Source organism: Pseudonocardia sp. 73-21, assembly GCF_001899645.1.
Taxonomy (GTDB): domain Bacteria; phylum Actinomycetota; class Actinomycetes; order Mycobacteriales; family Pseudonocardiaceae; genus Pseudonocardia.
Map to the genome: position 1 here is coordinate 12,571 of NZ_MKVV01000081.1, position 25,142 is coordinate 37,712.

At 73.8% G+C, this 25,142-nt stretch carries 28 protein-coding genes; 10 read left to right on the forward strand and 18 right to left on the reverse strand.

Going from position 1 to position 25,142, the window contains the following annotated elements; all coding sequences use genetic code 11:
* Positions 1-17 precede the first annotated feature (17 nt).
* The 6 genes from BGP03_RS25405 to BGP03_RS25430 are packed head-to-tail and all read right to left on the reverse strand — an operon-like array spanning position 18 to position 5,277.
* Positions 18-233, reverse strand: coding sequence for a hypothetical protein (locus BGP03_RS25405; RefSeq protein ID WP_296370599.1), 216 nt, complete (start codon positions 231-233; stop codon positions 18-20).
* Positions 230-1,162, reverse strand: coding sequence for a VOC family protein (locus tag BGP03_RS25410; protein ID WP_298799424.1), 933 nt, complete (start codon positions 1,160-1,162; stop codon positions 230-232). The genes BGP03_RS25405 and BGP03_RS25410 overlap by 4 nt, the downstream gene beginning before the upstream one ends.
* A complete protein-coding gene (locus BGP03_RS25415) occupies positions 1,159-2,229 on the reverse strand; it encodes an amidohydrolase family protein (protein WP_298799423.1) in 1,071 nt (356 codons plus the stop codon). Before BGP03_RS25415 ends, BGP03_RS25410 begins: the two co-directional genes overlap by 4 nt.
* Entirely contained in the window at positions 2,226-3,341 is a 1,116-nt protein-coding gene (locus BGP03_RS25420; protein ID WP_296370596.1) for an FAD-dependent monooxygenase, read from the reverse strand. The genes BGP03_RS25415 and BGP03_RS25420 overlap by 4 nt, the downstream gene beginning before the upstream one ends.
* Before the next feature lie 5 nt (positions 3,342-3,346).
* Entirely contained in the window at positions 3,347-4,372 is a 1,026-nt protein-coding gene (locus tag BGP03_RS25425; RefSeq protein WP_296370595.1) for a cyclase family protein, read from the reverse strand.
* Positions 4,369-5,277, reverse strand: a complete 909-nt coding sequence (locus BGP03_RS25430) for a fumarylacetoacetate hydrolase family protein (RefSeq protein WP_296370594.1) — start codon at positions 5,275-5,277, stop codon at positions 4,369-4,371. Before BGP03_RS25430 ends, BGP03_RS25425 begins: the two co-directional genes overlap by 4 nt.
* Before the next feature lie 84 nt (positions 5,278-5,361).
* Here BGP03_RS25430 and BGP03_RS25435 point away from each other — a divergent pair, with 84 nt between their 5' ends.
* Positions 5,362-6,333 (forward strand): LysR family transcriptional regulator, encoded by a 972-nt coding sequence (locus BGP03_RS25435; protein WP_298799422.1) that lies wholly within the window; start codon positions 5,362-5,364, stop codon positions 6,331-6,333.
* On the opposite strand, the gene BGP03_RS25440 is transcribed toward BGP03_RS25435, so the two are convergent.
* From BGP03_RS25440 to BGP03_RS25460, 5 genes are all read right to left on the reverse strand, one after another.
* Positions 6,278-7,327, reverse strand: coding sequence for an MOSC N-terminal beta barrel domain-containing protein (locus BGP03_RS25440; RefSeq protein ID WP_298799421.1), 1,050 nt, complete (start codon positions 7,325-7,327; stop codon positions 6,278-6,280). The two genes, BGP03_RS25435 and BGP03_RS25440, sit on opposite strands and share 56 nt — an antisense overlap.
* Before the next feature lie 85 nt (positions 7,328-7,412).
* Positions 7,413-7,688, reverse strand: coding sequence for a DUF3040 domain-containing protein (locus BGP03_RS25445; protein ID WP_296370591.1), 276 nt, complete (start codon positions 7,686-7,688; stop codon positions 7,413-7,415).
* A 145-nt stretch (positions 7,689-7,833) separates the two neighbouring features.
* Positions 7,834-8,598 carry a 3-oxoadipate enol-lactonase gene (gene pcaD, locus BGP03_RS25450; RefSeq protein ID WP_296370590.1) on the reverse strand — a complete coding sequence of 255 codons (765 nt, stop codon included), beginning with the start codon at positions 8,596-8,598 and terminating at the stop codon, positions 7,834-7,836.
* Complete coding sequence (locus tag BGP03_RS25455; RefSeq protein WP_296370620.1) at positions 8,595-9,323, reverse strand: CoA-transferase subunit beta; 729 nt, start codon at positions 9,321-9,323, stop codon at positions 8,595-8,597. The genes pcaD and BGP03_RS25455 overlap by 4 nt, the downstream gene beginning before the upstream one ends.
* A gap of 17 nt (positions 9,324-9,340) precedes the next feature.
* Positions 9,341-10,150, reverse strand: coding sequence for a CoA-transferase (locus BGP03_RS25460; protein WP_296370589.1), 810 nt, complete (start codon positions 10,148-10,150; stop codon positions 9,341-9,343).
* A gap of 116 nt (positions 10,151-10,266) precedes the next feature.
* On the opposite strand from BGP03_RS25460, the gene BGP03_RS25465 reads away from it, so the two are divergent.
* Positions 10,267-11,148: an aldo/keto reductase gene (locus BGP03_RS25465; protein WP_296370588.1), complete on the forward strand. Its 882-nt coding sequence runs from the start codon at positions 10,267-10,269 to the stop codon at positions 11,146-11,148.
* A gap of 40 nt (positions 11,149-11,188) precedes the next feature.
* On the opposite strand, the gene BGP03_RS25470 is transcribed toward BGP03_RS25465, so the two are convergent.
* On the reverse strand, positions 11,189-12,433 hold the full coding sequence (locus BGP03_RS25470; RefSeq protein WP_298799420.1) for an AI-2E family transporter: 1,245 nt from the start codon (positions 12,431-12,433) through the stop codon (positions 11,189-11,191).
* A gap of 475 nt (positions 12,434-12,908) precedes the next feature.
* On the opposite strand from BGP03_RS25470, the gene BGP03_RS25475 reads away from it, so the two are divergent.
* From BGP03_RS25475 to BGP03_RS25490, 4 genes are all read left to right on the forward strand, one after another.
* Complete coding sequence (locus BGP03_RS25475) at positions 12,909-13,076, forward strand: hypothetical protein (RefSeq protein ID WP_296370586.1); 168 nt, start codon at positions 12,909-12,911, stop codon at positions 13,074-13,076.
* Positions 13,067-13,684, forward strand: a complete 618-nt coding sequence (locus tag BGP03_RS25480) for a hypothetical protein (protein WP_296370585.1) — start codon at positions 13,067-13,069, stop codon at positions 13,682-13,684. Before BGP03_RS25475 ends, BGP03_RS25480 begins: the two co-directional genes overlap by 10 nt.
* 142 nt (positions 13,685-13,826) lie before the next feature.
* Positions 13,827-14,168 (forward strand): hypothetical protein, encoded by a 342-nt coding sequence (locus tag BGP03_RS25485; protein ID WP_296370584.1) that lies wholly within the window; start codon positions 13,827-13,829, stop codon positions 14,166-14,168.
* 267 nt (positions 14,169-14,435) lie between these two features.
* Complete coding sequence (locus BGP03_RS25490; protein WP_296370583.1) at positions 14,436-15,392, forward strand: hypothetical protein; 957 nt, start codon at positions 14,436-14,438, stop codon at positions 15,390-15,392.
* A gap of 9 nt (positions 15,393-15,401) precedes the next feature.
* On the opposite strand, the gene BGP03_RS25495 is transcribed toward BGP03_RS25490, so the two are convergent.
* Positions 15,402-16,706 carry an amidohydrolase family protein gene (locus BGP03_RS25495; RefSeq protein WP_298799419.1) on the reverse strand — a complete coding sequence of 435 codons (1,305 nt, stop codon included), beginning with the start codon at positions 16,704-16,706 and terminating at the stop codon, positions 15,402-15,404.
* Entirely contained in the window at positions 16,703-17,332 is a 630-nt protein-coding gene (locus tag BGP03_RS25500) for an NYN domain-containing protein (RefSeq protein WP_296370581.1), read from the reverse strand. The genes BGP03_RS25495 and BGP03_RS25500 overlap by 4 nt, the downstream gene beginning before the upstream one ends.
* A 42-nt stretch (positions 17,333-17,374) precedes the next feature.
* On the opposite strand from BGP03_RS25500, the gene paaI reads away from it, so the two are divergent.
* Positions 17,375-17,797: a hydroxyphenylacetyl-CoA thioesterase PaaI gene (gene paaI / locus BGP03_RS25505; protein ID WP_298799418.1), complete on the forward strand. Its 423-nt coding sequence runs from the start codon at positions 17,375-17,377 to the stop codon at positions 17,795-17,797.
* A gap of 58 nt (positions 17,798-17,855) precedes the next feature.
* Here paaI and BGP03_RS25510 read toward each other — a convergent pair whose 3' ends face one another.
* From BGP03_RS25510 to BGP03_RS25525, 4 genes are all read right to left on the reverse strand, one after another.
* Complete coding sequence (locus BGP03_RS25510; protein ID WP_296370579.1) at positions 17,856-19,025, reverse strand: nitric oxide synthase oxygenase; 1,170 nt, start codon at positions 19,023-19,025, stop codon at positions 17,856-17,858.
* Positions 19,026-19,160: 135 nt separating this feature from the next.
* A complete protein-coding gene (gene trmB, locus BGP03_RS25515) occupies positions 19,161-19,877 on the reverse strand; it encodes a tRNA (guanosine(46)-N7)-methyltransferase TrmB (protein ID WP_298799417.1) in 717 nt (238 codons plus the stop codon).
* Positions 19,870-20,892 carry a glycosyltransferase gene (locus BGP03_RS25520; RefSeq protein ID WP_298799416.1) on the reverse strand — a complete coding sequence of 341 codons (1,023 nt, stop codon included), beginning with the start codon at positions 20,890-20,892 and terminating at the stop codon, positions 19,870-19,872. The genes trmB and BGP03_RS25520 overlap by 8 nt, the downstream gene beginning before the upstream one ends.
* Before the next feature lie 23 nt (positions 20,893-20,915).
* Positions 20,916-21,629, reverse strand: a complete 714-nt coding sequence (locus BGP03_RS25525; protein ID WP_296370576.1) for a glycosyltransferase family 2 protein — start codon at positions 21,627-21,629, stop codon at positions 20,916-20,918.
* Positions 21,630-22,257: 628 nt separating this feature from the next.
* On the opposite strand from BGP03_RS25525, the gene BGP03_RS25530 reads away from it, so the two are divergent.
* Genes BGP03_RS25530 through BGP03_RS25540 form a run of 3 tightly spaced genes read left to right on the forward strand, consistent with a single transcriptional unit; the run spans position 22,258 to position 25,140 of the window.
* Positions 22,258-24,039 carry a DUF2339 domain-containing protein gene (locus BGP03_RS25530; RefSeq protein WP_298799415.1) on the forward strand — a complete coding sequence of 594 codons (1,782 nt, stop codon included), beginning with the start codon at positions 22,258-22,260 and terminating at the stop codon, positions 24,037-24,039.
* 50 nt (positions 24,040-24,089) lie between these two features.
* Entirely contained in the window at positions 24,090-24,866 is a 777-nt protein-coding gene (locus BGP03_RS25535) for a hypothetical protein (RefSeq protein WP_296370574.1), read from the forward strand.
* The gene (locus tag BGP03_RS25540) at positions 24,859-25,140 is read left to right on the forward strand and encodes a hypothetical protein (RefSeq protein ID WP_296370573.1); all 282 of its coding nucleotides are present in this window, start codon (positions 24,859-24,861) and stop codon (positions 25,138-25,140) included. The genes BGP03_RS25535 and BGP03_RS25540 overlap by 8 nt, the downstream gene beginning before the upstream one ends.
* Positions 25,141-25,142 lie beyond the last annotated feature (2 nt).

The following is a 25,142-nucleotide window of genomic DNA, read 5'->3' on the forward strand; positions in this document are numbered from 1 at the left end:
GGGGAATCCTCCACCGGTCAGTAGGGCTCGGCCGGGCGACGCATGGCGCCCGGCATGCCGAGGACGAGCAGGTCGTCCTCGGACGTCGGCGTCAGGAGCGCGTTGGCCGGCACGTCGAGGCCGACGCCGAGCACGGGGTCGGTCCGCAGCCCGACGACGTCGACCTCCTGCGCCCGCTGCGCGGGACCGGCGGCGAGCGTCAGCCCGCCGAGCCCGGCCCCCAGCACCCTCATACCGGCGGTGCGACGAAGAGGCCCTTGTCCACGTCGTTGAACGACTTCGCGGCCACGAACTCGTCCATCGCGTTGGCGGTGCCCCACTGGTCGGAGACGCCCGGGTCGGAGAAGTCGTGCAGGCCCGGGTGCCAGGTGTCCTCGTCGAGGCGCTCCAGCTCGGTCGTGTACTCGAGCGTGTTGCCCTGGGGGTCGAGGAAGTACGAGAACGTGTTGTTGCCCGCCTTGTGCCGGCCCGGCCCCCAGATCTTCTCGACGCCCGCGCGCAGCAGCCGTCCGGTCCCGCGCATGTACTCGTCGATGCCGCGCAGCTCGAAGCTCGCGTGGTGCAGCGCCGGGTGCGGGCCGCGGGCGACGGCGAAGCTGTGGTGCCAGTCGTTGCAGCGCAGGAACCACATCATGGTGCCCATGCGCGGGTGCATCAGCACGTCCGACGTCGCGAACGCCAGGTGCTTCTCGTAGAACGCGACCGTGCCCTCCGGGTCCGCGGAGTTCAGCACGACGTGCGAGAGGCGCACCGGGATCGACTCCGCCTCCTCGATCCTCCGGTGCTCGCGCAACGCGACGTCCGCGGAGACCTCGACGGTGCGGCCCTCGTTGTCGAAGAACCGGAAGCCGTAGCCGCCGCCGGGGGTGGTGATCGCGCCGGGCTCGCTGACGATCTGCACACCGGCCCGCCCGAGCCGCAGCGCGAGCGTGTCGACGTCGGCGGGGGTGGCGGCGCCGAAGGCGATGAGGTCCACGCGCTTGTCGGCGGCCTGGCGCAGCCGCACGACGTACTGCTCGGGCGAGCCCTCGGCGGCGAGGAACGAGATGCCGGAGTCGGACGCGACCTCCGTCAGGCCCCAGTGGCCGGTGTAGAAGGCGTGCTGGAGGCCGTGGTCGGGCACGGCCAGGTCGATGTGACGGAGGTGGGTGATCAGCCTCATGAGCTCTCCTCGAGGACGACGGGCCGGAGCCCGAGTGCGGCGGCGTTGCCGGATGCGATGGCGTGCTGCTCGTCGGCGGTCAGCCCGGCGGCCGCGAGCCCGTCGAGCGGGTCGGTGACGCCCATGTCGAACGGGAAGTCCGAGCCGAGCAGCACCCGGTCGGCCCCCGCGGCGGCGACGAGGGCACGCAGGGCGTCGGGGGTGTGCACGAGCGAGTCGAACCACAGCCGGCGCAGGTAGCAGCTCGGCGGCTCGGCGCAGCCACGGGCCTCCGGCCGCACCTCCCACGCGTGGTCCGAGCGGCCGAGGAACGTCGGCAGGTAGCCGCCGCCGTGCGCGGCGAGCACCCGCAGTCCGGGGTGCCGGTCGAGCACCCCGGCGAAGATCAGGTGGCTCAGGGCCACCGCGTTCTCGACGGGCTGCCCGACCGAGTTGGCCAGGTAGAACCGGTCGAGCCGCTCGTCGAGCGTGCAGCCGAAGGGGTGCAGGAACACCAGCGCACCGGTCTCGGCGGCGCGGGCCCAGAAGGGTTCCAGCCGTTCGTCGGAGAGCTCGACGCCGGGTGCGTGCGAGCTGATCTCCACGCCGGCGTGGCCGTGGGCGAGCGCGTCGTCGAGGGCCTCGACCAGCAGGTCCGGGTGCTGCAGCGGCACCAGCCCGAGCGCTCGAAGCCGATCGGGGGCCTGCCCCACCAGCTCGGCGAGGCTCCGGTGCGCCCTCCCGAACAGGGTGCGGGCGAGCTCAGGATCGGCCCAGTAGTGGTACTGCGACGGCGACGCCGAGACGATCTGGACATCGACGCCGGCGGCGTCCATCGCGGCCAGCCGCGCGTCGAGCCGGGTGAGCAGCGGGATCCGCTCGGCCACCATCCGCTCCGACACGACCGAGGACTCGGCGCCGTTGCGCAGGAGATCGAGCGCCTTGTGCTCGGCCAGACGCGGGTCTGCCGCGACGAGGGCCTCGACGGCACCGAGGATCGCATGGGCGTGGACGTCCACAACGGTCGTGCGCGGATATCCGTGCTCTGGCACTGATATCCGCGCACGGGCGCCGGAGGCGCCGCTCACGCGGGCACGCTCACCAGCGTGGCGATGCGGTGCATCAGCCCGGGGACGTCGCCCTGCTCGTGATCGAGCAGCCACTGCGCCAGCTGGACGCTCGCCTCCACCACCTCGCGGGCGCGGGCGGCGCGGCGCTCCACCAGCGCGTCGAGGATCTTCTCGTCGAAGCGGTCGGCCGCCAGCAGCAGCTCGGCCAGCACCGCCGCGTCCTCCAGTGCCATCGCCGCACCCTGGGCCAGCGTGGGCGGGCAGGCGTGCACGGCGTCGCCGATCAGCACCACCCGGCCGCGGTGCCACGGGCCGTCGAGCATCTGGCTCTCGAAGTGTGTGTAGTTGATCGTGGACGGGTCGGTGAGCAGCGGATGGATGTCGTGCCACGGGCCGCCGTAGTTCCCCGCCAGCCCGCGCATGACCTCCAGCCGCTCGTCGGCCGTGAGTGCGCCCCGGTCCTGCGCGTCCTCCACGAGGTAGGCGTAGAGGCTGTTCTCGCCGGTGGGGCAGTAGCCGGCGATGTAGCAGGGGCCGCCGTAGGTGAGGTCGGTGCGCACGACCGACTCCGGGCGTGGTGTGAACGCGCGCCATATCCCCATGCCGACCGGCTTCGCCGCCAGCTCGACACCGATCAGCGCGCGGGTCGCCGACCGCACGCCGTCGGCCCCGACCACGAGGTCGTAGCGACCGCTGCCGCCGTCGGAGAAGGTGACCTCCACTCCGTCGGCGTCCTGGTCGAGCGTCCGCACGCTCGTCCCGAACCGGATCCTGACGCCCAGCGCCGCGGCGCGGTCCAGCAGGATCCGGGCCAGCTCCGGGCGGGGCATGCCCAGCGTGGCGGGCAGGTCGGGGTCACCCGTGCGGGCGTCGGGGATCTCGGCGAGCACCGTGCCGTCGGGCGTGCGCAGGCCCAGCTCGTTGTACCCGTAGCCCGCCGCCTCCACCTCGTCCCACACCCCGAGCTGCGCGAGCACGCGCAACGCGTTGCCCTGCAACGTGATCCCCGACCCGAGCGCGGTGGCGACCGGCTTGATCTCCACGAGCTCCACGGCGACGCCGCGCTCGGCCAGCAGGATCGCGGCGGCGCAGCCGGCGGCCCCGCCGCCCACAACCAGAACGGTGTCCATGGTTCTCATTTCACGGCGAGCGGGTTGACCGGGGCCCCGACGGCACCGGTGACGGGCAGCGGCGCTGCGGTCAGGAAGAACGTGTAACGGCCGTCGGCGAGGCAGTCGGCGGCGAGCGCGTCGAGGTCCCACATCTCGCCCAGGAACAGCCCCATGTTGGGGATGCACACCTGGTGCAGCGGCTGGAATGCCTCGTCGAACTCGTTGGGCCGCACCTCGAACCCCCACGTGTCGGTGGCGATCGCGGCGATCTCGCTGCGGTGCAACCACTCCGCGGTGGTGAACGACAGGCCCGGGGCCGGCCCGCCCGCGTAGTCGCCCCACCCGTCCCGGCGGGCGCGGGCGAGCTGGCCGGTGCGGACGCAGAGGATGTCGCCACGCCCGATCGTGACGCCGTGCGCGGCGGCGGTGGCGTCGAGGTGCGCGGCCGTGATCGCGAAGCCGTCCGGCAGCTCGCCCCCTCCGATCACCTGCCCGACGTCGAGCAGCACGCCGCGGCCGGCGATGATCCCGGCCGCCGTCTCGATGCCGGTGACGCCGTCGCCCAGGCTGGTCACGACGTCGCCGGCGCGGCGGCCGTTGTAGGCCGTGCCGTGGTCGAAGATGTGGCCCAGCCCGTCCCACTGGGTGGAGGCCTGCAGCGGCATCGCGATCACGTCGTCGGCGCCCCCGATGCCGTGTGGGAAGCCCTGCACGCCGTGCTCGGCGTCGGTGCCCGTGTCGAGCATGGTGTGCACCGGGTTGGTGCGCCGCCGCCAGCCCTTCTGGGGGCCATCCATGTCGAAGCTCTGGGACAGCGAGAACGCGGTGCCCCGCCGGATCTCCGCGGCGGCCCGCAGGCGGGTGGCGTCGTCGAGGAAGTTGAGGGTGCCGAGCACGTCGTCGGCGCCCCAGCGGCCGGTGTTGGAGCAGAGGGCGGCCGCCTTCTCTATCGCGGCCTCCGGGTTGGTCCGGTCCAGCGGCGCGTCGCCGGCCGGCGCGGTGGCCGGGACACGCGACTCCGCCGCGGGGTTCGCGCGGTCGAGGCTCACGGGGCCACGCACCGGGTGCGCTGCGTGCCGAGGGTCGTGATCGTGCCCTCCATGACGTCGCCCGCGCGGAGCAGCCGGCCGTGGTGCAGGCCGTTGCCGGCCGGGCTGCCGGTGAGGATCAGGTCACCGGGCAGCAGCCGCGCCGTCCGGGACGCGACCGCCACCAGCGTGGCGACGTCGAAGATCATGTCCTTGGTGGACTCGTCCTGCATCACGTCGCCGTTGAGGCGCAACGTGATCTGCGGGTGCTCGGGCACGAACTCCGCGGGCACCAGCCACGGCCCGGTGGGCAGGAAGCCCGGGGCGTTCTTGGCGCGGAACCAGTCCGACCCGATCTCCGGCATGTCCTTGCGGAACACCAGGTCGCGGGTGGTGAGGTCGTTGACGATCGTGTAGCCGGCCACGTGGTCGAACGCGTCGGCCGGGTCGATGCCGTACCCGCCGCGGCCGATCACCGCGGCCAGCTCCAGCTCCCAGTCGTGCTGCTGCGAGTACGCGGGCAGCACCACGTCGTCGTACGGGCCGGTGATCACCGTCGGGAGGCCGAGGAAGAAGTACGGCTCGCCCGTCGCGATGCGGCGGTCCATCATCGCGGCGGCCTCGGCGCGGTCGCCACCGTGCTTCACGGCCAGGTCGAGAACGTGGGTGCGGTAGTTGGCGCCGGCCTGCAGCACCTGCCGGGGCGCCACGGGGGCGTGCACGGTGAGCCCGGCGAGCGGCTGCCGGTCGCCCTCGGCCGCGAGGGTGCGGAGGACGGGAAGGGCGCCGGCCCAGTCGTCGAGGATCGCGGCGGTGTCGCGCCAGCGGGCCCGCAGGTCGACGATCTCGTCGCCCACCACGAGAGCGGGGAAGGTCGGCCCACCCGGGGCGGACAGGGTGCCGAGTGTGAACGGTGCAGTGGTCACCGTCTCACTGTCGACCGGGGCTGGACATCAGGGAAGACGAAACCGATGATGTGCAGCATCGATCGCGCTGATAGGGGTCCATCGGTGAACCTCGCGAGTCTCGACCTCAACCTGCTCGTCTCGCTCGACCACCTCCTGCGCGAGCAGAGCGTCACCCGCGCCGCGGCCCGGATGGGGCTCAGCCAACCCGCGCTCTCGGCGTCGCTGGCCCGGCTGCGCCGCCACTTCGGCGACGAGCTGCTCACCCGCGTCGGCAACTCCTACCAGCTCACGCCGCTGGCCACCCAGCTGCGCAACCGCACCGCCACGGCGCTCGCCGGGGTCGAGCGGGTGTTCACCAGCCAGGCCGTGTTCGACCCGGCCACGTCGCAGCGGACGTTCACGGTGCTGGCGTCGGACTACCCGATCGCGGTGCTCGGCGAGCACGTCGGCCGCATCCTCGACGACACCGCGCCCCACATGCGGCTGCGGCTGGAACGGCATTCCAGTGTCATGGTGCAGAACGCGCACGAGGTGCTCCGCGACGTCGACGGCCTGGTGCTGCCGCACGGCTTCGTCAACGACATGCCCTACGAGGTGCTGCACTCCGACGGCTGGAAGATCCTCGTGGCCGACTCCAACGAGCGGGTCGGCGCCGCGCTCACCATGGAGCTGCTGGCCGAGCTGCCCTGGGTGATGACCTGGCACGCCCCCGCCGCGTTCACCCCCGCCGCGCGGCAGCTGCAGATGCTCGGCGTCGAGCCGCGGGTGCAGCTGGTGGCCGAGTCGTTCCTCGCCCTGCCGTGGCTGATCGAGGGCACCGACCGCATCGCGCTCGTGCAGGCCGAGCTGGCCGGCCGGCTCACGAGGGTGGGTGACATCCGCGCCCTCGACTGCCCCTGGGACGCGCTGCGGATCACCGAGGCCCTGTGGTGGCACCCCACCCACGACCACGATCCCGAACACGCGTGGCTGCGCTCCGTCTTCGTGGAGGCCGGGCGGCGGATCACCGAGCGGCAGGTCAGCGAAGGGGCTCTTCCGGCTCCGCCGACTCCAGGACCTCCACCGGAGCGCTGACGCGCAGGACGGCACCGGGGGTGTCGGGCACGAGGTTCACGCCGAACCACGTCTTGCCGTCCCAGCGCCGGTGGCCGGCCAGCGTCCGCAGCGGCTCGGGCCCCTTCTCCCCCGTCTCCGGGTCGACGGTGGTGAGCACGCACCGCGCGCACGACTTGACGACCCGGAACGTCGCGTCGCCGATGCGCACCCGGCGCCAGCGGTCCTCGTCCCAGGCCGGGAAGCCGGCGACCACCAGGTTGGGGCGGAACCGTCTGATCGTCAGCGGTTCGGGGCACAGGGCGTCCAGGGCGGCGAGCGACTCCTGGGTGGCCAGCAGGAGCGGGTAGCCGTCGGCGAACGACACGACGTCGCTGTCGAGGCCGTAGAGCGGGTCGGTGTGCCGCTGCGTCGGGTCGGCGAGGTGGACGAGCCGCACCGACGTGCCGATCACCCCGCTGAACCACGCGTGCGCCCCCTCGGCGGCGGGCACACCCGGCGCGGTCGAGGCGAACACCCTGACCTCGATCGTCGGCCCGTCCGCGGGGACGTCCACGGCCAGCGGCTCCACCTCGGCGGCCTCGACGAGCAGTCCGTCCGGCTGGAGGTGTGGGGTGATCAGCACCATCCGGGGGTGCCTGCGGGCGGTGACGGCCACCCCCTCGTCGTCGACGAGCATCCAGCGCCGGTCGCCGGCCAGCCCCCACGGCTCGACGACGGCCTCGTCGAGAGCGTGGCCGCGGCACGACTTGACCGGGTACCGGTTGATACCGGTGAGCGTGCGGAGGCGGGGCGGCTCACCCAGGGGGCGGGCCCGCAGGGCGCGGAAGCCGAAGCCGTCCTGCCCCGGGGCCTCCCACTCCAGCTCCACCTGCTGCCTGTTGCCCAGACTGCGCAAACCGGGCATCTCGAGCGCGCTGTAGTGGGTCCAGCAACCGCCGGGCGTGTCGGCGGAGTCGATCACGCCCCAGCCGTCCTCGGCGTACCAGACGCGGACGGTCCCCACGGTGCTCACGGGCCCACTATCCCGGGGTCGTGTCCCCGATGCTGTTCGATTTCCGCGTGGACCCTATCCGCCGGACCAGGGTCGTGTCGCGGTCCTATGCGAAGCCGGGGCGGCGGATCATCGAGGTGCGGCCGCGGGCGGTGAAGAGCGCGACGACCGACACGATCATGCCGACGACCGCGACCGGGACGACCGCGATGAGGCTGCCGAACACCAGCAGGGCCAGGCCCGTGACCAGCAGGAAGATCGGCGTGTCGCGCTCGGGGCGGCGGGAGGCGGCACCGGCGAAGAGCCTGACCAGATCGGGGTCGGACGCGACCAGCTCGCGCTCGATCCGTGCCAGTGTCCGCCGTTCACGATCGCTGAGCACGTACGTCCTCCGGTGAGCTTCGAGATCCGATCCCGAGCTCGCCGTTGACCCGGGCACCACGCGTCAGCTACGAGAGTAGGCGTCGTTCGGCGCCGCCGCGCTGCAGGGTGCCCGGCGCCACCGATCAGCCGAATGCGGCTGCTCCCTACGGCGCAGCGTTCGCGGCGATCAGCGCCGTCGCCTCGGCGGCCTGCTCGACGGTGGCCAGGTGGGCCCCGTCCAGCACCGCGAGACGGGCACCGGGAATGGTGTCGGCCAGCGTCCGGGAATGCGGGTCGACCGGCGTCGCGAGGTCGGCGGAACCGCCGATCACCAGGGTCGGCACGGCCACGGCCGGCAGCCGGTCGCGGTGGTCCCACGCCACGATGGCCTCGCAGCACGCGGCGTAACCGGCGTCGTCGGTGCCGGCCATCATGGCCTCCGCCTCGGCGACCACGTCCGGGTTCTGCTCGGCGAAGCCGGGGGTGAACCAGCGCGAGACCACGGCCTCGGCGATCGGTGCGGTGCCGTTCGCCGTCACCGCGGCGATGCGGTCGCGCCACGGGGTGAGGTCCGGGAAGTTCGCGGTGGTACAGCACAGGGTCAGGCTCGTGAGCCGCTGCGGCGCCTCGGAACCCAGGTACATGCCGACCATGCCGCCCAGCGACAGCCCGCACCACGCGACGCGCTCCAGGCCCAGCGCGTCGAGCAGGGCGATCGCGTCCCCGGCCAGGTCGGCCATCCGGTAGGGACCGGGTGGCACCGGCGAGCCGCCGTGGCCGCGGTGGTCGATCCGGATGACCCGGAAGGCGTCGGCCAGCTGCGCCTGGGGGCGCCACATCTCCAGCGTCGACCCGAGCGAGCCGGACAGCACCAGCACGGGCGCGTCGCGCGGGCCCTCGTCGACGTGGTGCAGCTCGACGGAGGTCACACCCCCACCGTCCTCATCGCCCGCAGCGTCGACAGCTCCTGCTCGCTCGGCGCCGCGGTGATCATCAGGTCGGCCGAGACCTCGACCGGCCACCCCGTCTCCGCCCGCACCTGCTCCACGGTGACGCCCTGGTGCAGTGCCGTCAACACGAGCTCGGCGGTGTCGGGGTCGGGCTCCAGCACGCCGAGGTCGGTGATCACGCGGGTGGGGCCGGCGCCGCGCAGGCCCAGCGTGCGGCGGTCGTCGGGGCCGTCACCGTGCCCGAGCGACGTCACGAAGTCCACCCGTTCGACGAACGCCCGCAGCGTGTGGCGCATGACGATGATGACTTCGCGGCACGAGGCCGCGATCTCCGGGGCGCCGCCGGAGCCGGGCAGCCGGACGTCGGGCTCGTCGTAGGGACCGATGACGGTGGTGTTGATGTTGCCGAAGCGGTCGACCTGCGCACCGGAGAGGAACCCGACGTCGATCCGGCCGGGCTGCAACCAGTAGTTGAAGATCTCCGGCACGCTGACGACCGCGAGCGCCGAGTCGGCGAGGATGCCGTCGCCGATGGAGAGCGGCAGCTCGTCGGGCTCGGTGCCGATGGTGCCGGACTCGTAGATCAGCACGAGGCCGGGCGCGTGCAGGCGACGGGCGAGGTTGGCGGCCTTCGACGGCAGCCCGATCCCGACGAAGCACGCCTGGCCGTCGCGCAGGGCGCGGGCGGCGGCGATGCTCATCATCTCGTCAGCGGTCCAGCTCACGATTTCTCGCCCTTCAGCTTCTCGAGCCACGCGGTGAACGTGCCACGGTCGCGGCTGATCGCGTCCCACTCGCGGTAGGCGGCGTTGTCGCGGTCGTAGTAGCCGTGCGCGTAGGACGGGGCGGCCCCGCCCGGCACCACCGAGACGGCGGCGAGCACCCACGTGGGCAGCACCACCGCGCCGGGCACGGGCGTCAGCACGTCCACGACCTCCTCGACGGTGACGATCGCGTGCGTCGCCGCGAGCACCGCCTCCTTCTGGACGCCGGGGATGCCCCACAGCTGCACGTTGCCGGCGCGGTCGGCGCGCTGGGCGTGGACGATCGTGACGTCGGGGTTGAGCGCCGACACCGCCGCGAGCTCCTCGCCGGTGAACGGGCACCTCACCGTGGCGACCGACGCCGTGTGCAGCGGCAGGTCGGTGCCGACGTAGCCGCGCAGCACCGCGAACGGCAGCCCGGACGCGCCCGCGACGTAGCGGTTGGCCATGCCGGCGTGGCTGTGCTCCTCGATCTCCAGCGGCGCGGGCCACCCGGAGGACAGGGCGTCGCGCATGCGGTGCAGCGAGCCGACCCCGGGGTTCCCACCCCAGGAGAAGACGAGCTTCGCCGCGCAGCCGGCGCCGATCATCTGGTCGTAGACCAGGTCGGGGGTCATGCGCACGAGCGTGAGATCGCGGCGTTCCTGCCGGATGATCTCGTGGCCCGCGGCGAAGGGGATCAGGTGGGTGAAGCCCTCTAGCGCGACGGTGTCCCCGTCGTGCACGAACTCCGACACCGCCTGCGGCAACGGCACGATCTTGGCCACGTCGGAGAAGCTAGTGGGCCGGGGCGGGCCGGGCAATCGCGGCCCACGGTGACGCGCAGCGAGTCACTGGTCACCATCGGCGGCGGGTGAGCGCTCACGGGTGCAACCCTGACGATGTGAACACCGCTCAGGACGTCCGTCCCGCCACCGCCGCCGGCCGGTTCCCGCTCGGCGAGCGTGGCGTGAACCGCATCGGCTTCGGCACCATGCAGTTCCCCGGCCCGGGGGTCTGGGGCCCCTCGCCCGATCCCGTCGGCGCCGTCGCCGTGCTGCGCAAGGCCGCCGAGCTCGGCGTCGACCTGTTCGACACGGCCGACTCCTACGGCCCCGAGGTGGCCGAGGACCTCCTCCGCGAGGCCCTGTGGGGTGGGCGGGGCAATCCGTACGACGGCATCACCATCGCCACGAAGGCCGGCCTGATGCGCACCGGCCCCGGGCAGTGGCACCCGTGCGGCCGCCCGGACTACCTGCGCCAGCAGTGCGAGCTGTCCCTGCGCCGCCTCGGCGTGGAGCGCATCGACCTGTTCCAGCTGCACCGCATCGACCCGACCGTGCCCGCTGACGAGCAGTTCGGCGCACTCGCCGCGCTGCGGGCCGAGGGCAAGATCGACCAGGTCGGCCTGTCGGAGGTGGGCATCGGGGAGATCGAGCGCGCCCGCACCGTCGTCGAGGTCGCCACGGTCCAGAACCGCTACAACCTCCTGGACCGCCGCAGCGACGGCGTCCTGCGCTACTGCACCGAGCACGGCATCGGCTTCATGCCGTGGTTCCCCATCGCGTCCGGTGAGCTCGCGGAGCCCGGTGGTCCGGTGGCCGAGATCGCGGAGAAGTTCGACGCGACGGCGGCCCAGGTGGCGCTGGCGTGGCTGCTGCGCCGCTCGTCGGTGATGCTGCCCATCCCCGGCACCAGCAGCCTCGCGCACGCGGAGGAGAACGTCCGCGCCGCCGAGCTGGAACTCGACGCCGAGTCGGTGGAGAAGCTCGACGCCGCTGCCTGACCCCACCCCCCGCGAGTCGGGGTCCCGGTGTGCGCCGGGGTCAGGCCGCGGTACGCAGCCCGCGCAGGAACTTCGCGATCCGGCCCGGCTCGGGCAGGTGGTTCTCGTTGGTGCCGGGCTGGGCCTGGTGGGGGTCCACCGCGTTCACCGTCTCGGGGGCGAGCTCGGTGGGAGCCGCCAGCGAACGGACGGCCGTGTTGAGCACGGCCAGCAGCGGCACGGCGAGCAGCGCGCCCACCACCCCGGCGATCACGAGGCCCGCCGCCACCGACAGCACCACGGCCAGCGGGTGCAGCTTCACGGCCCGGCCCAGCAGCAGGGGCTGCAGGACGTGGCCCTCCAGCTGCTGCACCGCCACCACCACGGCCAGGATGATCAGGCCGGCGATCGGCCCGTTCGCCACCAGCGCGATGAGGACGGCGACGCCGCCGGTGAGCACCGCACCGACCGTGGGGATGAACGCGCCGAGGAAGACCAGGGCGGCCAGCGGCACCACGAGTGGCACCCCGACGATGGCCAGCCCGATCCCGATGCCCACCGCGTCGACGACCGCGACCAGGACGGTGGCCCGCACGTAGCCCACCAGCGACGCGAACGCGCGCCGGCCGGCGACGTCCACCCGGTCGCGGCGCAGGCGCGGGGCGCCGCCGAGCAGGAACTGCCAGACGTGCGGGCCGTCGTAGAGCAGGAAGATCAGGGAGAACAGGGCGAGCGCGATCCCGGCCACGACCTCACCTACGGTGGCGGCCGTGGTCAGCGCCCCGGAGGTCAGGGCGTCGCGGTTCTGGCTGATCAGCGCGCCGAGCTCGGTGGGGATGTCCTGGAGCCACGTCTTCGGCAGGTTGAACGGCGCGCCGGTCAGCAGCGGTTCGAGCTGCGTGAAGCTCGCGAGGAGCTGCGTCTGCAGACCGGGGAGGCCGTTGATGAACGTGTTGACCACGAACGACATCAGGCCGCCGAGCACCGCGAGACCGCCGACGAGCACCAGGGCCGTCGACGGGCCGCGGGGCACCTTGTGCGCGATCAGCCAGTGCACCGCGGGCGACAGCAGCGCCGTCAGCAGGATCGCGATCGCCACCGGGATGACGACCACCCGCAGCAGCGTGACGAGGTAGATCAGCAGGGCCAGCGCCGCCGCGATCACCAGCACCCGGGCGCACACCTCGGACATCACGCGCAGCGGCGTGGGGATGGGCGAGCGCGTGGGCCGGCCGATCTCGGACGTCTCGCCGGCCACCTGCGGCCCCGTCGGCGTGGCCGACGGTGGGGCCTGATCATCGCTCACGAGCGCAGGCTAGCGGCTCCGGACGACCATGCGGCCACGTTTCCTCCCCGGTAGACAGGCCGTGATCACGAAGGGGACGCCGTGGCTGAGGACGATCCGGCGGCGCAGCTCGCCCGCGCGCTGGCAACGGGTGAGGAGTGGGATCTCGGCAGCGGTGCGATCCCGGCCACGCTGCTCGTGTCCGTCCTCACCGCAGCCCCGCCGCCCGGGGCTCCGGCGCTGCGCCTGCGCCGGGCCACCGTCACCGGGGTGCTGCGGATGACCGGGGCGCGCGTCGGCGTGCCCGTCGAGCTGCGGGGGTGCCCGTTCGCGCACGCGCCCGACCTGCGGATGGCCGAGTTCGCCGGGCTCGCGTCGACCGGGGCGCGGATCGGCGGCGACCTCACGTGCTCCGGCGCTCGCATCGCCTCCCGGGGCAGCGGCGACCCGCCTGCCCGTCGTCCCGGGCGGCATCGTCGACCCGGCCGCGTGCCCGGTGGCCGACCGCGTCCACGTCGACGGCAACCTCGAGCTCGACGACGGGCTGAGCACCGAGGGCACCGTCCGGCCCTCGCTGGACGCGCGGGCGTCGACCGTCGGCAAGGACCTGCTGGGCAACGCCGGGTTCATCCCGCGGTTCCGCCCGGCGGAGCGGTGCGCCTGACCCAGGCCCGTGTCGGTTCGTTCACGGATTCCGAGAAGGTCTGGAATGCCCGGGGTGGAGTAGCGGTCGACGAATTCGACTACGGATTGTTGAATGACACCCAGGTAGTGGACGGCCAGTTGAGGCTGCACTGGCTCGAACAGGTGATGCCCGATTACGCACCGGGACCATACGACCAACTGGCCGCCGCTTACCGCCGCGCCGGGCACGACGAACGGGCCGAGCGGGTGCTCGTCGCGCGCCGGACCCGCCACTACGCCGAGGCAGGGATCGCCGGCCGGATCTGGGGCGCGCTGCGGCGCCACACCGTCGGGTTCGGCTATCGCCCCTGGTTGGCGGCCTGCTGGCTCGTCCTGTTCTGGGTGGCGGGCGGCGTCCGGTTCCTCGGGAACGCGCCCACGCCCGTCGACGACGGCCAGCATCCCGCGTTCAACGCCTGGATCTTCTCGGCCGACACGCTGCTGCCCATCATCAACCTGGGACAGGACGGCTACTGGCGGTTGGACGGCGCGTCGCAGTGGATCGGCAGCGCGCTGGTCGTCGTGGGCTGGATTCTGGCCACGACGGCTGCAGCGGGTGCAGCACGAATACTCGAAAGAGTTTCCTGAAGGGCCGATCGCCACTCGAATGGGTTGAGTCGGGCCGAGAAGCTGTAACCATCGTTTCCACTCCCGGGTGTCACCCGTTGTGGGGTTCAGAGTGCGGGCGGAAAGTAATTCACGCCGGCGCACGACGACCAGGAGGAGACGCGTGAACGACCTGGCACGTGTTCAGGAGACCGCCGACGAACTGCTCGAAGCGGTGGAGGGCCGGCATGCGATCGACGAGGACGCGCTGGTGACCCCGATCTTCGCCGCGTTGCGTCGGGGGATCCGGCGCCGTCGGCACCACGAGCCGGCGCGCGAGTCGCTGCGGGATCCGGTGGACGAGTTCCGCCGTGACCCGCTCACCGCGCCGATCCCGGTGCAGGTCCTGGTGCCGGCCCCGTCCCGCTCGCAGGAGCGGATCAGCACGGCGGCGCACCGCTACGGCGAGGAGCGGCTGGACTCCCGCGGCCGCCACCACCGCGACCGGGTGGGCAGCGCCCACTGATCCAGGGACATCCCCGCTGGGGCGGGGAGGTGCGACCGCTGGGGAGCGGGCCGCGCCACGCACGGCAGGGGCCGGCGGCCGGATGGGACCACAGCATCCGACCGCCGGCCCTCTGCGTACGACGACCCCGCGAGTCGGCGTCTTCCCGTGCGCGAGTCGGCGGTTTCGGGAGGGTGAGTCGGCGGTAGTTGTCCACATCGGGTCGTGGTTGTCCACAGGATCGCGAATGCTGCCCCGCGCGGCGACGCCAGCTGCCACCGTCGGGTCATGTCGTCCAGAATCTTCGACGCGCACGGCACCTGCCTGCGCCGGGACGCGGTCCGGGAGCTCGGCGAGCACCGCGTGAGGTCCGCCGTGGAGTCCGGGGAGTTCGGCAGCCCGTTGCCCGGGGTGCTGGTCGATCCACGGCGCGCCGCCGAACCGGTCACGGTCATCGCGGCGGCCACGCGCTGGGCCGGTCCCGATGCCGTCGTGGCCGGCCGGAGCGCGGCGTTCCTCCACGGGTTCGACGCCGCCGACCCGACGCCCGTGCATCTCATGGTCCCCTACGGGAACCGCAGGCGGACGCGGCCTGGCGTCGCCGTCCACAACGGCCCGTCCCTGGCCGCAGACACGGTGTGGCTCGCGGGGCTCCCGGTGCTCGACGTCGAGCGCGTGGTGGTCGACGTGCTCTGCACCGCAGGCCCGGCGAGCGCCCTCGCCGTTGCCGACCAGGCGATGGCGGCGGTCGCCGCCGCGGCCCGGGAGGCCTTCCGGGCCCGTCTCGGCGAGCGGATCCGGCGACGGCCCGACCCGCGGGGAACCCGGATCGCCGCCACCCTGCTCGACCTCGCCACGGGACAGGCGGAGTCGCCCGCGGAGAGCTGGCTGCTGTGGGCGCTCGTCGATCTCGGCTTCCCGGTCCCCGAGGTCAACCACTGGGTGTGCAACCTCGACGGCACCCCGGTGTTCCGCGTCGATCTGTGCTGGCCCGCACTGCGGATCGCGGTGGAGTACTACGGCCATGTCGCCCACGTCGACCAGGTGGAGAAGGACGCCGTCCGGGTCGGGGAGCTCGAACGCCGTGGCTGGATCGTCGTCGTGGTCACCGCGGCCGACCTCGGTTCGGTCACGCGGATGGAGCGCGAGCTGCAGGAGGCGTTCCTGGCCCGCGGCCTCAACCTGCGTGACCGTGCCCGCAGGGCCCTGCGGCCGCGTCGCCACCGGGAGCGGTGGGTCGGGTGACCGGCGGCGTCAGGAACGCAGGCCCGCCGCCACCGCGCGCAGGGCGGCCGTGGCCTCGGCGCGGTCCACCCGGGTCGGCTCGCCACCGGCCAGCACCTGCTCGCCGGCCACCCACACGTCGCGGACGAGCCGGGAGCCGCCCGCCCACACCAGGTTGGAGATCAGCTGCGCGTCGTCGCTCGGGTCGACGAACGTGGAGTGGTCCAGGTCGATGTGCACCAGATCGGCGCCGGTGCCGACGGCCAGTGTGCCGAGGTCGTCGCGGCCCAGCGCCGCCGCGCCCTCCCTGGTGGCCATCAACAGCAGCTCCGCCGCCGTGAGTGCGGCCGCGTCCGCGCTGGTCACACGGGCGAGCAGGCCGGCGAGGCGGGCCTCGGCCCAGATGTCGAGGTCGTCACCGGACGCGGGCCCGTCCGTGCCCAGCCCGACGCGCACCCCGGCGCGGCGCAGGGCGGTGACCCGGGCGACGCCGGCCGCGAGCTTGGCGTTGGAGCCGGGGCAGTGCGCCACGGCCGCGCCGCGGGAGGCGAGTAGTGCGATGTCGTCGTCGGAGAGCTGGACGGCGTGGGCGGCGAGCACCCGCCCGTCCAGCACGCCGAGCTTCTCCAGCAGCGCGGGCACCGAGCCGTGCTCGGCGCGCTGGGCCACGTCCTCCTCCGCGGCCTCGGCCACGTGGACGTGCAGCAGCGCACCGCGGGCCTGCGCGTGCTCGCCGATGGACGCGAGCGCCTCCGGCGGCAGCGTGTACGCGGAGTGCGGGCCGTAGCCGAGCTCGATGCGCCCGCCGGGACCCGAGCGCAGCCCCACGTCGTCGATGCGGGCGGAGATGTCGTCGCGCATCTCCTCCCAGCTGCCCAGCCGGTCCCAGCCCGGCGCGGCGATGATGCCCGGGGTGAGCACGACGCGCGAGCCGACCGCCGTGACCGCGTCGATCACGGCGTCGGGGAAGAAGTACATCTCCGCGCTGGTGGTGCATCCGGTGCGCAGCAGCTCGACGCAGCCCGCCGTCATGCCTGCGTGCACGTCGGGGCCGGTGAGCCGTCCCTCGGCCGGCCACATGACGTCCATCAGCCAGCGCATCAGCGGCAGGTCACCGCCCATGCCGCGCAGCGGCGACATCGGCGTGTGGGCGTGGGTGTTGATCAGCCCGGGCAGCAGCGCCCCGGACAGCGCGGTGACGGTGTCGTCGCTCGGCGGGGCGTCGGCGGCGGGCCCGACCCACGTGATGTGGCCGTCCTCGACATCCACGACACCGTCGCGCAGCACCGAGCAGGCCTCGTCGCACGGGAGGACGACGGGAGCAGTGAACCTCACCGCCGGGGCTCCAGCAGCGACCGCAGCGAGCGGAACGGCGGCAGCCAGGCACCCGTGTCGGGCAGGGCGTCGAGGGTGATGCGCGGCAGCGGCTCGCGGAACACGCCGTCGATGTCCTCGAGGTCCACGAACTCGAACACGTCGGAGGTGACCGCGAAGCTGGCGTGCTCCCGGAACCCGATGACCGTGACGTAGGTGCCGAGCTTCTGGAGCTCCTCGAGGGGCTCCTTGAACGCCCGCCCGTCCCCGGAGGCGACGACGACGTGCTCGAGCTGGCCCTCGTCGGCGCGGAGCTGGATGTGGGCCAGCATGTCGTCGTCGACGTCGGAGTCTTCGGTGATCTTGGGTTTGGCGAACACCGCGAAGCCGACGTTGCGCAGCGCCTCCACCCACGGCCGCACGACCTCGGTGCTGCCGGGCACGACGTTGGTGAAGACGGTGGCCTCGGCGACGGCGTCGGGGCCCGCGAGGTCCAGCAGCCAGCGGCCCACCGCGTCGAAACGGGGGCGGAAGGCGGACGTGGGCCGGGCACCGAGGAGCGAGCCGAGGCTCATGTCCATGTTGGGCGCGTCCCAGACCAGCAGTACGCGGGGTGCGGGGCCCGTCGGGGCGATCGGGGCCGTCATGGGGCGAACCCTATCTCCTGATCAGCGGTTAGCATCCGGCCGGTGAACGGTGACGAGACGGCCCTGCGCACGGCCGAGGCGATGCAGCGCGCCGACACCGCGGGCAACGGGGCCGGCGTGCGGGTGGTGGAGGTCGGACCGGGGCACGCCCGCACGGCGCTGACGGTCGAGCCCCGGCACGTCAACGGGCACGGGATCTGCCACGGCGGCTACATCTTCCTGCTCGCCGACTGCGCGCTGGCGTACGCCTGCAACAGCTACGGGATCTCCGCCGTGGCGGCCGGCGCCGACATCGCGTTCCTGCGGCCGGTGCTACTGGGGGCCGAGCTCGTCGCCGACGCGGTGGAGCGGGCCCGCACCGGGCGGTCCGGGCTGTACGACGTGACGGTGCGCGTCGACGGGGTCGCCGTGGCCGAGTTCCGTGGCCGCACCCGCCAGGTCCCCGGCCTCGAGCCCCCCACCTGACGCCGACTCGCCCGCGGGAAACCGGCGACTCGCGGGCGGGAAACCGGCGACTCGCGGGTCAGGACGGCTGGAGGTACGCCGGGCGGGTGTCGGGGTCGGGCTCGGTGTAGTACCGGTGGTACACCGGCGTCAGGCCGCCCGAGACCGGCGGCACGATCCAGCTCCAGTCGGCCGGGCAGCTGCGCCCGGCCTTCTCCTCCCGGGCCACGTGGGTGAGGAAGCGGCCCGACTCCGTGTGGTGGTCGGCCATCGTCACACCGGCCTCGTCGAACGAATGCTGCACGGCGCGCACCATCTCCACCAGCGCCCGGTCGCGCCACATCGTGCGCTCGGAGGTCATGTCCAGACCGAGGCGCTCCGCGACGACCGGCAGCAGGTCGTAGCGGTCGGCGTCGGCGAGGTTGCGGGCGCCGATCTCGGTGCCCAGGTACCAGCCGTTGAACGGCGCCGCGGGGTAGGTGACGCCGCCGACCTCCAGCGGCATGTTGCTGATGGCCGGCACCGCGTGCCAGCGCAGCCGCAGGTCGGCGAACCAGGCGTGCTCGGGGTGGCTCAGCGCCACCTCGAGCACCGCATCGCGCGGCACGTCGAACAGCTCGGGGCCGCCCGTGGGACCCGAGATCATCAGCGGCAGGACGTCGAACCGGCCGGGTGGGGTGGGGCGTTCCCAGCCGAGGGCGACGGCCGTGTCGGTGAAGGCGGCGTACCGGCCGTCGCCGCGCACCTCGCCGCCCGGGGTGCGGTGGCCGGCGTAGCGGACGAGCTGGTCGTTGTGGATGCGCGGCCCGCGCTCACCGGGACGGTCGGGGGCGAAGATCGTGATGGTGGAGCGGATCGCGCCGCCACGGGTGCTGTCCCGCAGGTGCTCCACGCACTCGACGGCGACGTCGGTGGGAGCGCTCACGTGCCGTCGGTCGCGGATCCGCAGGCTGTTCCAGTAGAGCCGGCCGATGCAGCGGGCCGAGTTGCGCCAGGCGACCCGGGCGCCGAACGACAGCTCCTCGAGCGTGTGGGTGTAGGTGCCCGTGCGCTCGATCTCGGCGGCGACCTGGCGCAGCCGACGCTCCAGCGTGATCGCGGGGGAGGTCTCGGCCTGGAACTGCTCCAGGAACTCCTGCGCCGCGGCCGGGTCGACGGACCCGGGGGCAGGAGGGCGCTGCGGATCCGCACCGGAGACCGGGCAACGGGGTTCGGGCAGCGCGGTCGGACGGGCGACGAGCGACGTCACACACTCTCCTCGGTGGCGCCCATCAGGACGATGCCGGGCAACACGACGCCCGGTGACCCCACGTACCTGGTCACCCGAACCTCCACATCGTCCTGTCTCCGGCCCCCACCGGGAACCCACGCACTTCTTACACGCTCACGGTCTGTGATCGGAAGGTGGCCCGCTGGTGTCACGGCGGAACAGAAGGTCATGCACGTCACGGCCCTCGACGCGGGCGCGCTGCTCGAACTTGGTGACGGGCCGCCACCCGGGTCGCGCAATCCAGCCCTCGGACTCGTCCGATGCGGTGTTGCAGAGGAGTGGTTCCGCGGTGCAGACGGCACGCATCTGGGTGGCGTAGTCGTCCCAGTCGGTGGCCAGGTGCAGGGTCCCCCCGGGTCGCAACCGGGACGCGACGAGGGCCACGACGTCCGGCTGCACGAGCCGCCGCTTGCGGTGCTTGCGCTTGGGCCACGGGTCGGGGAAGTAGATGCGGACGCCGTCGAGGGAGCCCTCCGGCACGCGGTCGCGCAGCAGGGCCACGGCGTCGCCCCGCAGGAGGGCGAGGTTGGTCAGCCCGGCGTCGTCGGCGCGCATCAGCAGCTGCGCGAGCCCGGGCTCGAACACCTCGACGGCGACGTGGTCCACCTCGGGGGCCGCGGCGGCCATCGCGGCCGTCGACTCCCCCATGCCCGAGCCGATCTCCAGGATCAGCGGGGCGGTGCGCCCGAACCAGGCGGCCGGGTCCCACGACGGCAGATCGACGACGTCGCGGCCGCGCACCGACCACCAGCGGTCCCACGCGGCCTGCTGCCCCTCGGTGAGGCGGGCCCGGTGGTGGACGAAGCTGGTGATCGGTGGGTGCTCAGCCACGCCCGTGCGGAGCGGCGGCGGGCAGGCGCACGCCCGCCGTGGCCCCGGGGAGCTTGCCGCGCAGGTAACCGGCACTGGTGAACCCGAGCGCGACGACGACGGCCGCCGCCGACGTCACCCGCTTCTGCTTCAGCTCGCGCACCACCGCGCCGGGCAGGATCCTCGCGACGTAGCCGCGCTCGGTGGACAGTGCGTCGTCGCTGCCCACGAGCTTCGACACCGCGGCCTTCGACAGCCCCTCTGCCCAGCACCGCCGGCGCAGGTAGGCCCACTCGACGCGGTCCGGGCTCACGCGGTGGTCGACGGCCGCGCCCGGCTCGAACACGATGCGGATCTTCTCCCCCGCGGTGCCGTAGACCTGGCGGGCGCGGATGCAGAGCTCCGTCTCCTCGCAGCCCAGGGGGTTCTTGCCGATGCGGCCGATGTCCTCGGCGAAGCCGCCGACGCGCCCGAACACCTCGCGGCGGAAGGACATGTTGCAGCCCATGAGGTTGCGCACCTCGGCCTGCTCGGTGGGCTGGCCGGTGTAGGTGCAGCCGACGATCCAGTCCAGCTCGCCCGTGGCGTCGCCGTCGGCGGGGGCGGAGCCGGGGAGCACGCGGGGCCGCGCGTCGATGCGGGCGCCCGCCGTGCTGCGGCGCACCGGCCAGCGCGGGTGCGCGACGCCGCCGACGGCCATCACCGTGGGGTCGGAGTAGGGCTCCAGCAGCGCGGCGAGCCAGCCCGGCCGGGCCGCCGCGTCGTCGTCGAGGAACACCACGACGTCACCGGACGCCGCCTCGACCGCCGTGTTGCGGGCGCCGGAGAGGCCCTGCTTCTTGCTGTTGGGCAGCACCCGAACCCCGCGGGGGCCGAACGCCTGCTGGGCGCGCGAGAGCAGCGCCGCGTTGTGGTCGACGAGCACGATGATCTCGGCGGCCTGCACGTCCTGCGCCACGACCGAGTCGACGGCGTCGACGATGTCGTCCCATCGTTTCTCGGTGTAGACACAGATCACGACGGTGGCGGTCGGCACGGGACTCTCCTGGAACGGCGGGACTAGCGGCGGCTGGACTGGCGACGGTGCTCCGACATGAGCGTACGGAGCACCCGCGCGCCGTCGACGAAGGTCCTGAGGTTGGTCTCGCCGAACATCCGCTGCCGTTCCATCGACGGCACCTCGGTGATCTTCAGGCGGGCCGTGGCGATCCGGCAGTTGAGCACCGTCTCGATCTCGAAGCCGTCGCCCCAGAGCATGCCCTCGGCGGGCGCCGGCGCGTCGATGGGCGGCAGGTCCAGCAACGGCAGCACGTCGGCCCAGAAGGCGTTGTAGCCATAGCAGAGGTCGGTGTAGGACGTGCCGAACAGCGCGTTGGCGACGCCGTTGAGGCCGAAGTTCCCGGTCTTGCGCAGCAGCGTGATGTCGTCGCTGCCGCCGCCCGTGGCGAACCGGCTGCCCTTGGCGAAGTCGGCGCCGGCCACGAGTGCCTCGACGAAGCGCGGGATCTCGGCGGGGTCGGCCGAGCCGTCGGCGTCGAACATGACGACGACGTCGCCGGTGACCGCGGCGAAACCGCAGGCCATGGCGTTGCCCTTGCCCTTGCGGGTCTGGGTGATGGTCTTCACCGACGGCAGCACGCGGCGCGCGACGTCCAGCGAGCCGTCGGTGGAGTTGCCGTCGACGACGATGATCTCGTGCACCGCCGGGCGCACGGCCGCGATCGCGGGCAGGATGACCTCGAGGTTGCGGGCCTCGTTGCGGGTGGGCACCACGACGCTGACGGTCGGGTACGCGGAACGCCCCTGGTGTGGTCGGGGGCTCGGGCGGCGAAGCGCACGTGGGGCCGTCTCGTGGGACGGCGCGTAGTGCGCCGGCACCGCGGGAACGGCCGGACGGGCGGGCAGTACGGCGCTCACACAACCTCCAGACAGGTCCGCTCACCAGGTGCAACGACGCCCCATCCGCGGAGATGCGGGTGAACACGAACGCAACACTGATGGTGGGACACGTGATCGAACCGTGACCGATATGCGGTAGTCGTACGCATTCCCCCGGACGCCCCGGGGCGCCATCCTCGCGGGTATGCGCACACCGCCTGGTACCGCCGACCCCATCGCGGCTCTCGCCGAGGAGCTGGGGCGGATCGGTCGCCGACTCGACGGCATGGGTACGGAACTGCTCGCGTTGAACTCGCCCGGACAGGCGGGCCCGGCCGGTCCGGCAGAGCCCGGACCGGAGCCGGGAGCGGCAGCGTGGTCACGTCAGGTAGACGCCCCGGCCGGGGAGAGGGTTGCCTCAGATCTCGATCCGGTTTCGGACGGCGGGGCGAACGGGGCCGGTGCGACGACGGGTGCCGCCCAGGTCGGCGGGACGAAAGGGACCGAGCGGCCGGCTGCGACAGTGACGGGCGCCACACCCGGGGCGCCCGGCCCGTACCGCGGCGGGCCGCCGGCCGCGGCCGGCTGGGCCGGCCCGGTCCCGCCCCCGTATCCGGCTGGCCCGTACCCGCCCGCCGGCCACCCGCAGCCGGGCTACGCGCAGCCCGGCTATCCGCAGGTCGCGTTCGCGCCGAATCCCTACGGGCCGCCGGCCGGACCGGCGCCACAGCCGAAGCAGCGCGTGTCCAGCGCCCTGTCGGGAGCCCGGCTGCTGGCGTGGGTCGGTGGCGCGGTCACCCTGCTCGGCGTCGTGATGCTGCTGGTGCTGGCGGCGTCGCGGGGCTGGTTCTCGATCGAGGTCCGGCTCATCGCCGGGGCGGTGCTCGGCGCGGCTCTCGTCGGCGTCGGTGCCTGGTTGCACCGTCGCGAGACGGCCCGCGCCGGTGCGCTGGCGTTGGCGGCCACCGGTTTCGCCACGCTCTACCTGGTGACCGCGGCCGCCACGGCCGGCTACGGGTACCTCCCGGCCGTGCCGGCGCTGGTGATCGCGCTGCTCGTCGCCGGGGCCGGTCTCGCGATCGCCGACCGCTGGCGCTCCCAGCTGCTCGGGGCCGCGGTCACCGGCGGCGCCGCGCTGCTCGCCCCCGCGGTGGCGCACGACTGGCTGCTGGTGGCGCTCGTGCTCGTCCTCCAGGTGGCCTCCGTGGCGGTGGTGCTGCGCCGCAGCTGGCCCGTGCTGATGCTGGTGGCCGCGGCCGGTCCGGTCCTCTACGGCTCGATCGTGGTGGCGGGCTACACGGGCGGGGGCGCCGGTGACCGGGCCACCGCGATCGGTCTGGCGCTGGCCGTGCTGACCGTCGCGACCGGCACGGCCGTGCCCGCCGCCCGGCGGCTGCCCGTCGGACCGGTCGGGGTGCTCGTCGGCGCGGCGTCGTCGGCGACGCTGGTGGTGGGTGTCGGTCTCGCCGGCTGGGGCGGTGCCGCCGTCGTCGCGGCCGGGGCCCTGGTGATGGCGGGCTTCGCGGCCCTGCCGGGCCTGGACCGGCGGCTGCGCACCGTCGCGGCCACCGCCGCCGTGCTCGGCCTCCTCGTCGCGACGGGCACCGCGCTCGACGGGCGCGGGTCCACCGTCACGCTCGTCGTGCTGGCGGAGGCGATCGTGGCCGGCGTGCTCGCGGCCGTGCTCCGCAGCAGGTTCGCGCTGGTCACGAGCATGGTGTTCGGCGGGCTCGCCGTGATATCCGCGCTGGTGGACGCCGCGCCGCTCGGCGCCCTCGTCCGGTTCCCGGCCCCGCCCTACATCGTGGACGGCCTCGCCGACACCGGCCGGCTGGTCTCCGCCGCGTCGGTCTCGGCGCTGGTGCTGGTGCTCGCCGGCACGCTGCTCGTCTCCGGTGGGAAGGTCGGCTGGGTCCGACCGGACGCGTCCGCCGCGGCGCTGTGGGTGCCGATCGGGCTGGTCGGGCTGTACGGCGCGGCCGGGCTCGTCGTCGAGCCGGCCCTGCTCGTCTCGCCCGACCGCACCGGCTTCACCGCCGGCCACGCGCTGGTCACGGTCTCCTGGACGGTCGCGGCGCTCGTCCTGCTCGCGCGGGGCATCAGCCGACCGGCGCTGCGCGTCGCCGGGCTGGTGCTGGTGGCCGCGGCCGTGGCGAAGCTGGTGCTGTTCGACCTCGTCGCGCTCGACGGGTTCGCCCGTGTCGGCGCGTTCCTCGGGGCCGGGCTGGTCCTGCTGGCGGCCGGTACCCGCTACACGCGGCTGGTGGCGGAGGCCGAGCGGGACGCCGCTGCGCCACCCGGGTGACGAGGGTCTGTTCCGGCCCGGGATCGGACCCGGGCTGGGACGCTCGTCGCATGCCCGATCGCTACGGGGACGCGGTCCGCGCCCGCCGCCGTGAGCTGGTGGAGGAGCGCGGGCGGCTCGGTGGCTCCCACCGCACCGAGCTGCGCAGCGAGCTGGCCCTGAGCCGGATCGCCACGTCCGATGCGCTGGCCGCCGCGTGCGCCCGGCTCGGCCGTGAGGCACGGGCCCACATCGACCATCCCGACCGGGCCGTCCGCCGCGGCCTCCCCGCACGTCTCCGTCCGGCGCTCGACGCGCTGGCGGCCGCGGTCCACGCCCGCTGGGCCGCCGAGATCGGGCCGGGCCTGCGCCGGATCGCCGCCGCCCGCTCGCTCGACGTCGGCCCGCTCACCGCGTGGCCGGCGCTGCCCGCGGCCCGGCCGCTGCCGGTGGTCCCGCGGGTCCCCGAACGGTCCTCGCCGCTCAGCGGCGCCGTCGACGGACTGGCGCTCTGGCGGCTGGTGCTGCTGCCGCTGGCCGCGTTGCCCGTGCTCGGCCTGCCGGCGCTGGGTGGTCCCGCGCTCGCACCCCTCGCGGTGGGCGTCGGGGTGGCGGCCGCGGTCGTCGCCGTACGGTCGCGGCGGATCGCGCTGGAACGGGCCGCGCTGCGCCGGTGCGTCGAGGAGACGCTGGCCGCGGCGTGCACGGCCCTGGACGCCGATCTGGCCCGTCGCCTGCTGGAGCTCGAACGCTCGGCGGGCGCCGACCTCGACGCCGCGGTCGCCCGCCGCCGCGCCGCCGTGGAGTCCGAGTGGCGGGCGCTCGAGGCGGAGGTGGCGGATGCGTGATCCCCGACGGCCCGGCGACGTGCCCGTGGGTCTGGACGTGACCGGCGGGTTCGACACCGACGGCGACGGCCGCCCGGACACCGTCCTCGGCGAGGACCACGGCGACCTCGTCCTGTCCTCGGACCTCGACGGCGACGGCCTGGCCGACCAGGTCCTGCGCGTCGGCCCGGACGGGGTGGTGCGGCCCGCGGTGCTGGAGTTCCCGCAGGTCGACCACCCCGGCGAGGCGGTCCTCGACGGCTTGTCGGGAGGCATCGAGCTGGGCTCCCAGTAGGT

Coding starts and splice junctions, on each gene's coding strand:
- BGP03_RS25405 (WP_296370599.1), bottom strand. CDS start 233: ATGAGGGTGCTGGGGGCCGGGCTCGGCGGGCTGACGCTCGCCGCCGGT.
- BGP03_RS25410 (WP_298799424.1), bottom strand. CDS start 1,162: ATGAGGCTGATCACCCACCTCCGTCACATCGACCTGGCCGTGCCCGAC.
- BGP03_RS25420 (WP_296370596.1), bottom strand. CDS start 3,341: ATGGACACCGTTCTGGTTGTGGGCGGCGGGGCCGCCGGCTGCGCCGCC.
- BGP03_RS25455 (WP_296370620.1), bottom strand. CDS start 9,323: ATGATGAGCATCGCCGCCGCCCGCGCCCTGCGCGACGGCCAGGCGTGC.
- BGP03_RS25490 (WP_296370583.1), top strand. CDS start 14,436: ATGTCGTCCAGAATCTTCGACGCGCACGGCACCTGCCTGCGCCGGGAC.
- BGP03_RS25500 (WP_296370581.1), bottom strand. CDS start 17,332: ATGACGGCCCCGATCGCCCCGACGGGCCCCGCACCCCGCGTACTGCTG.
- BGP03_RS25535 (WP_296370574.1), top strand. CDS start 24,090: ATGCCCGATCGCTACGGGGACGCGGTCCGCGCCCGCCGCCGTGAGCTG.
- BGP03_RS25540 (WP_296370573.1), top strand. CDS start 24,859: ATGCGTGATCCCCGACGGCCCGGCGACGTGCCCGTGGGTCTGGACGTG.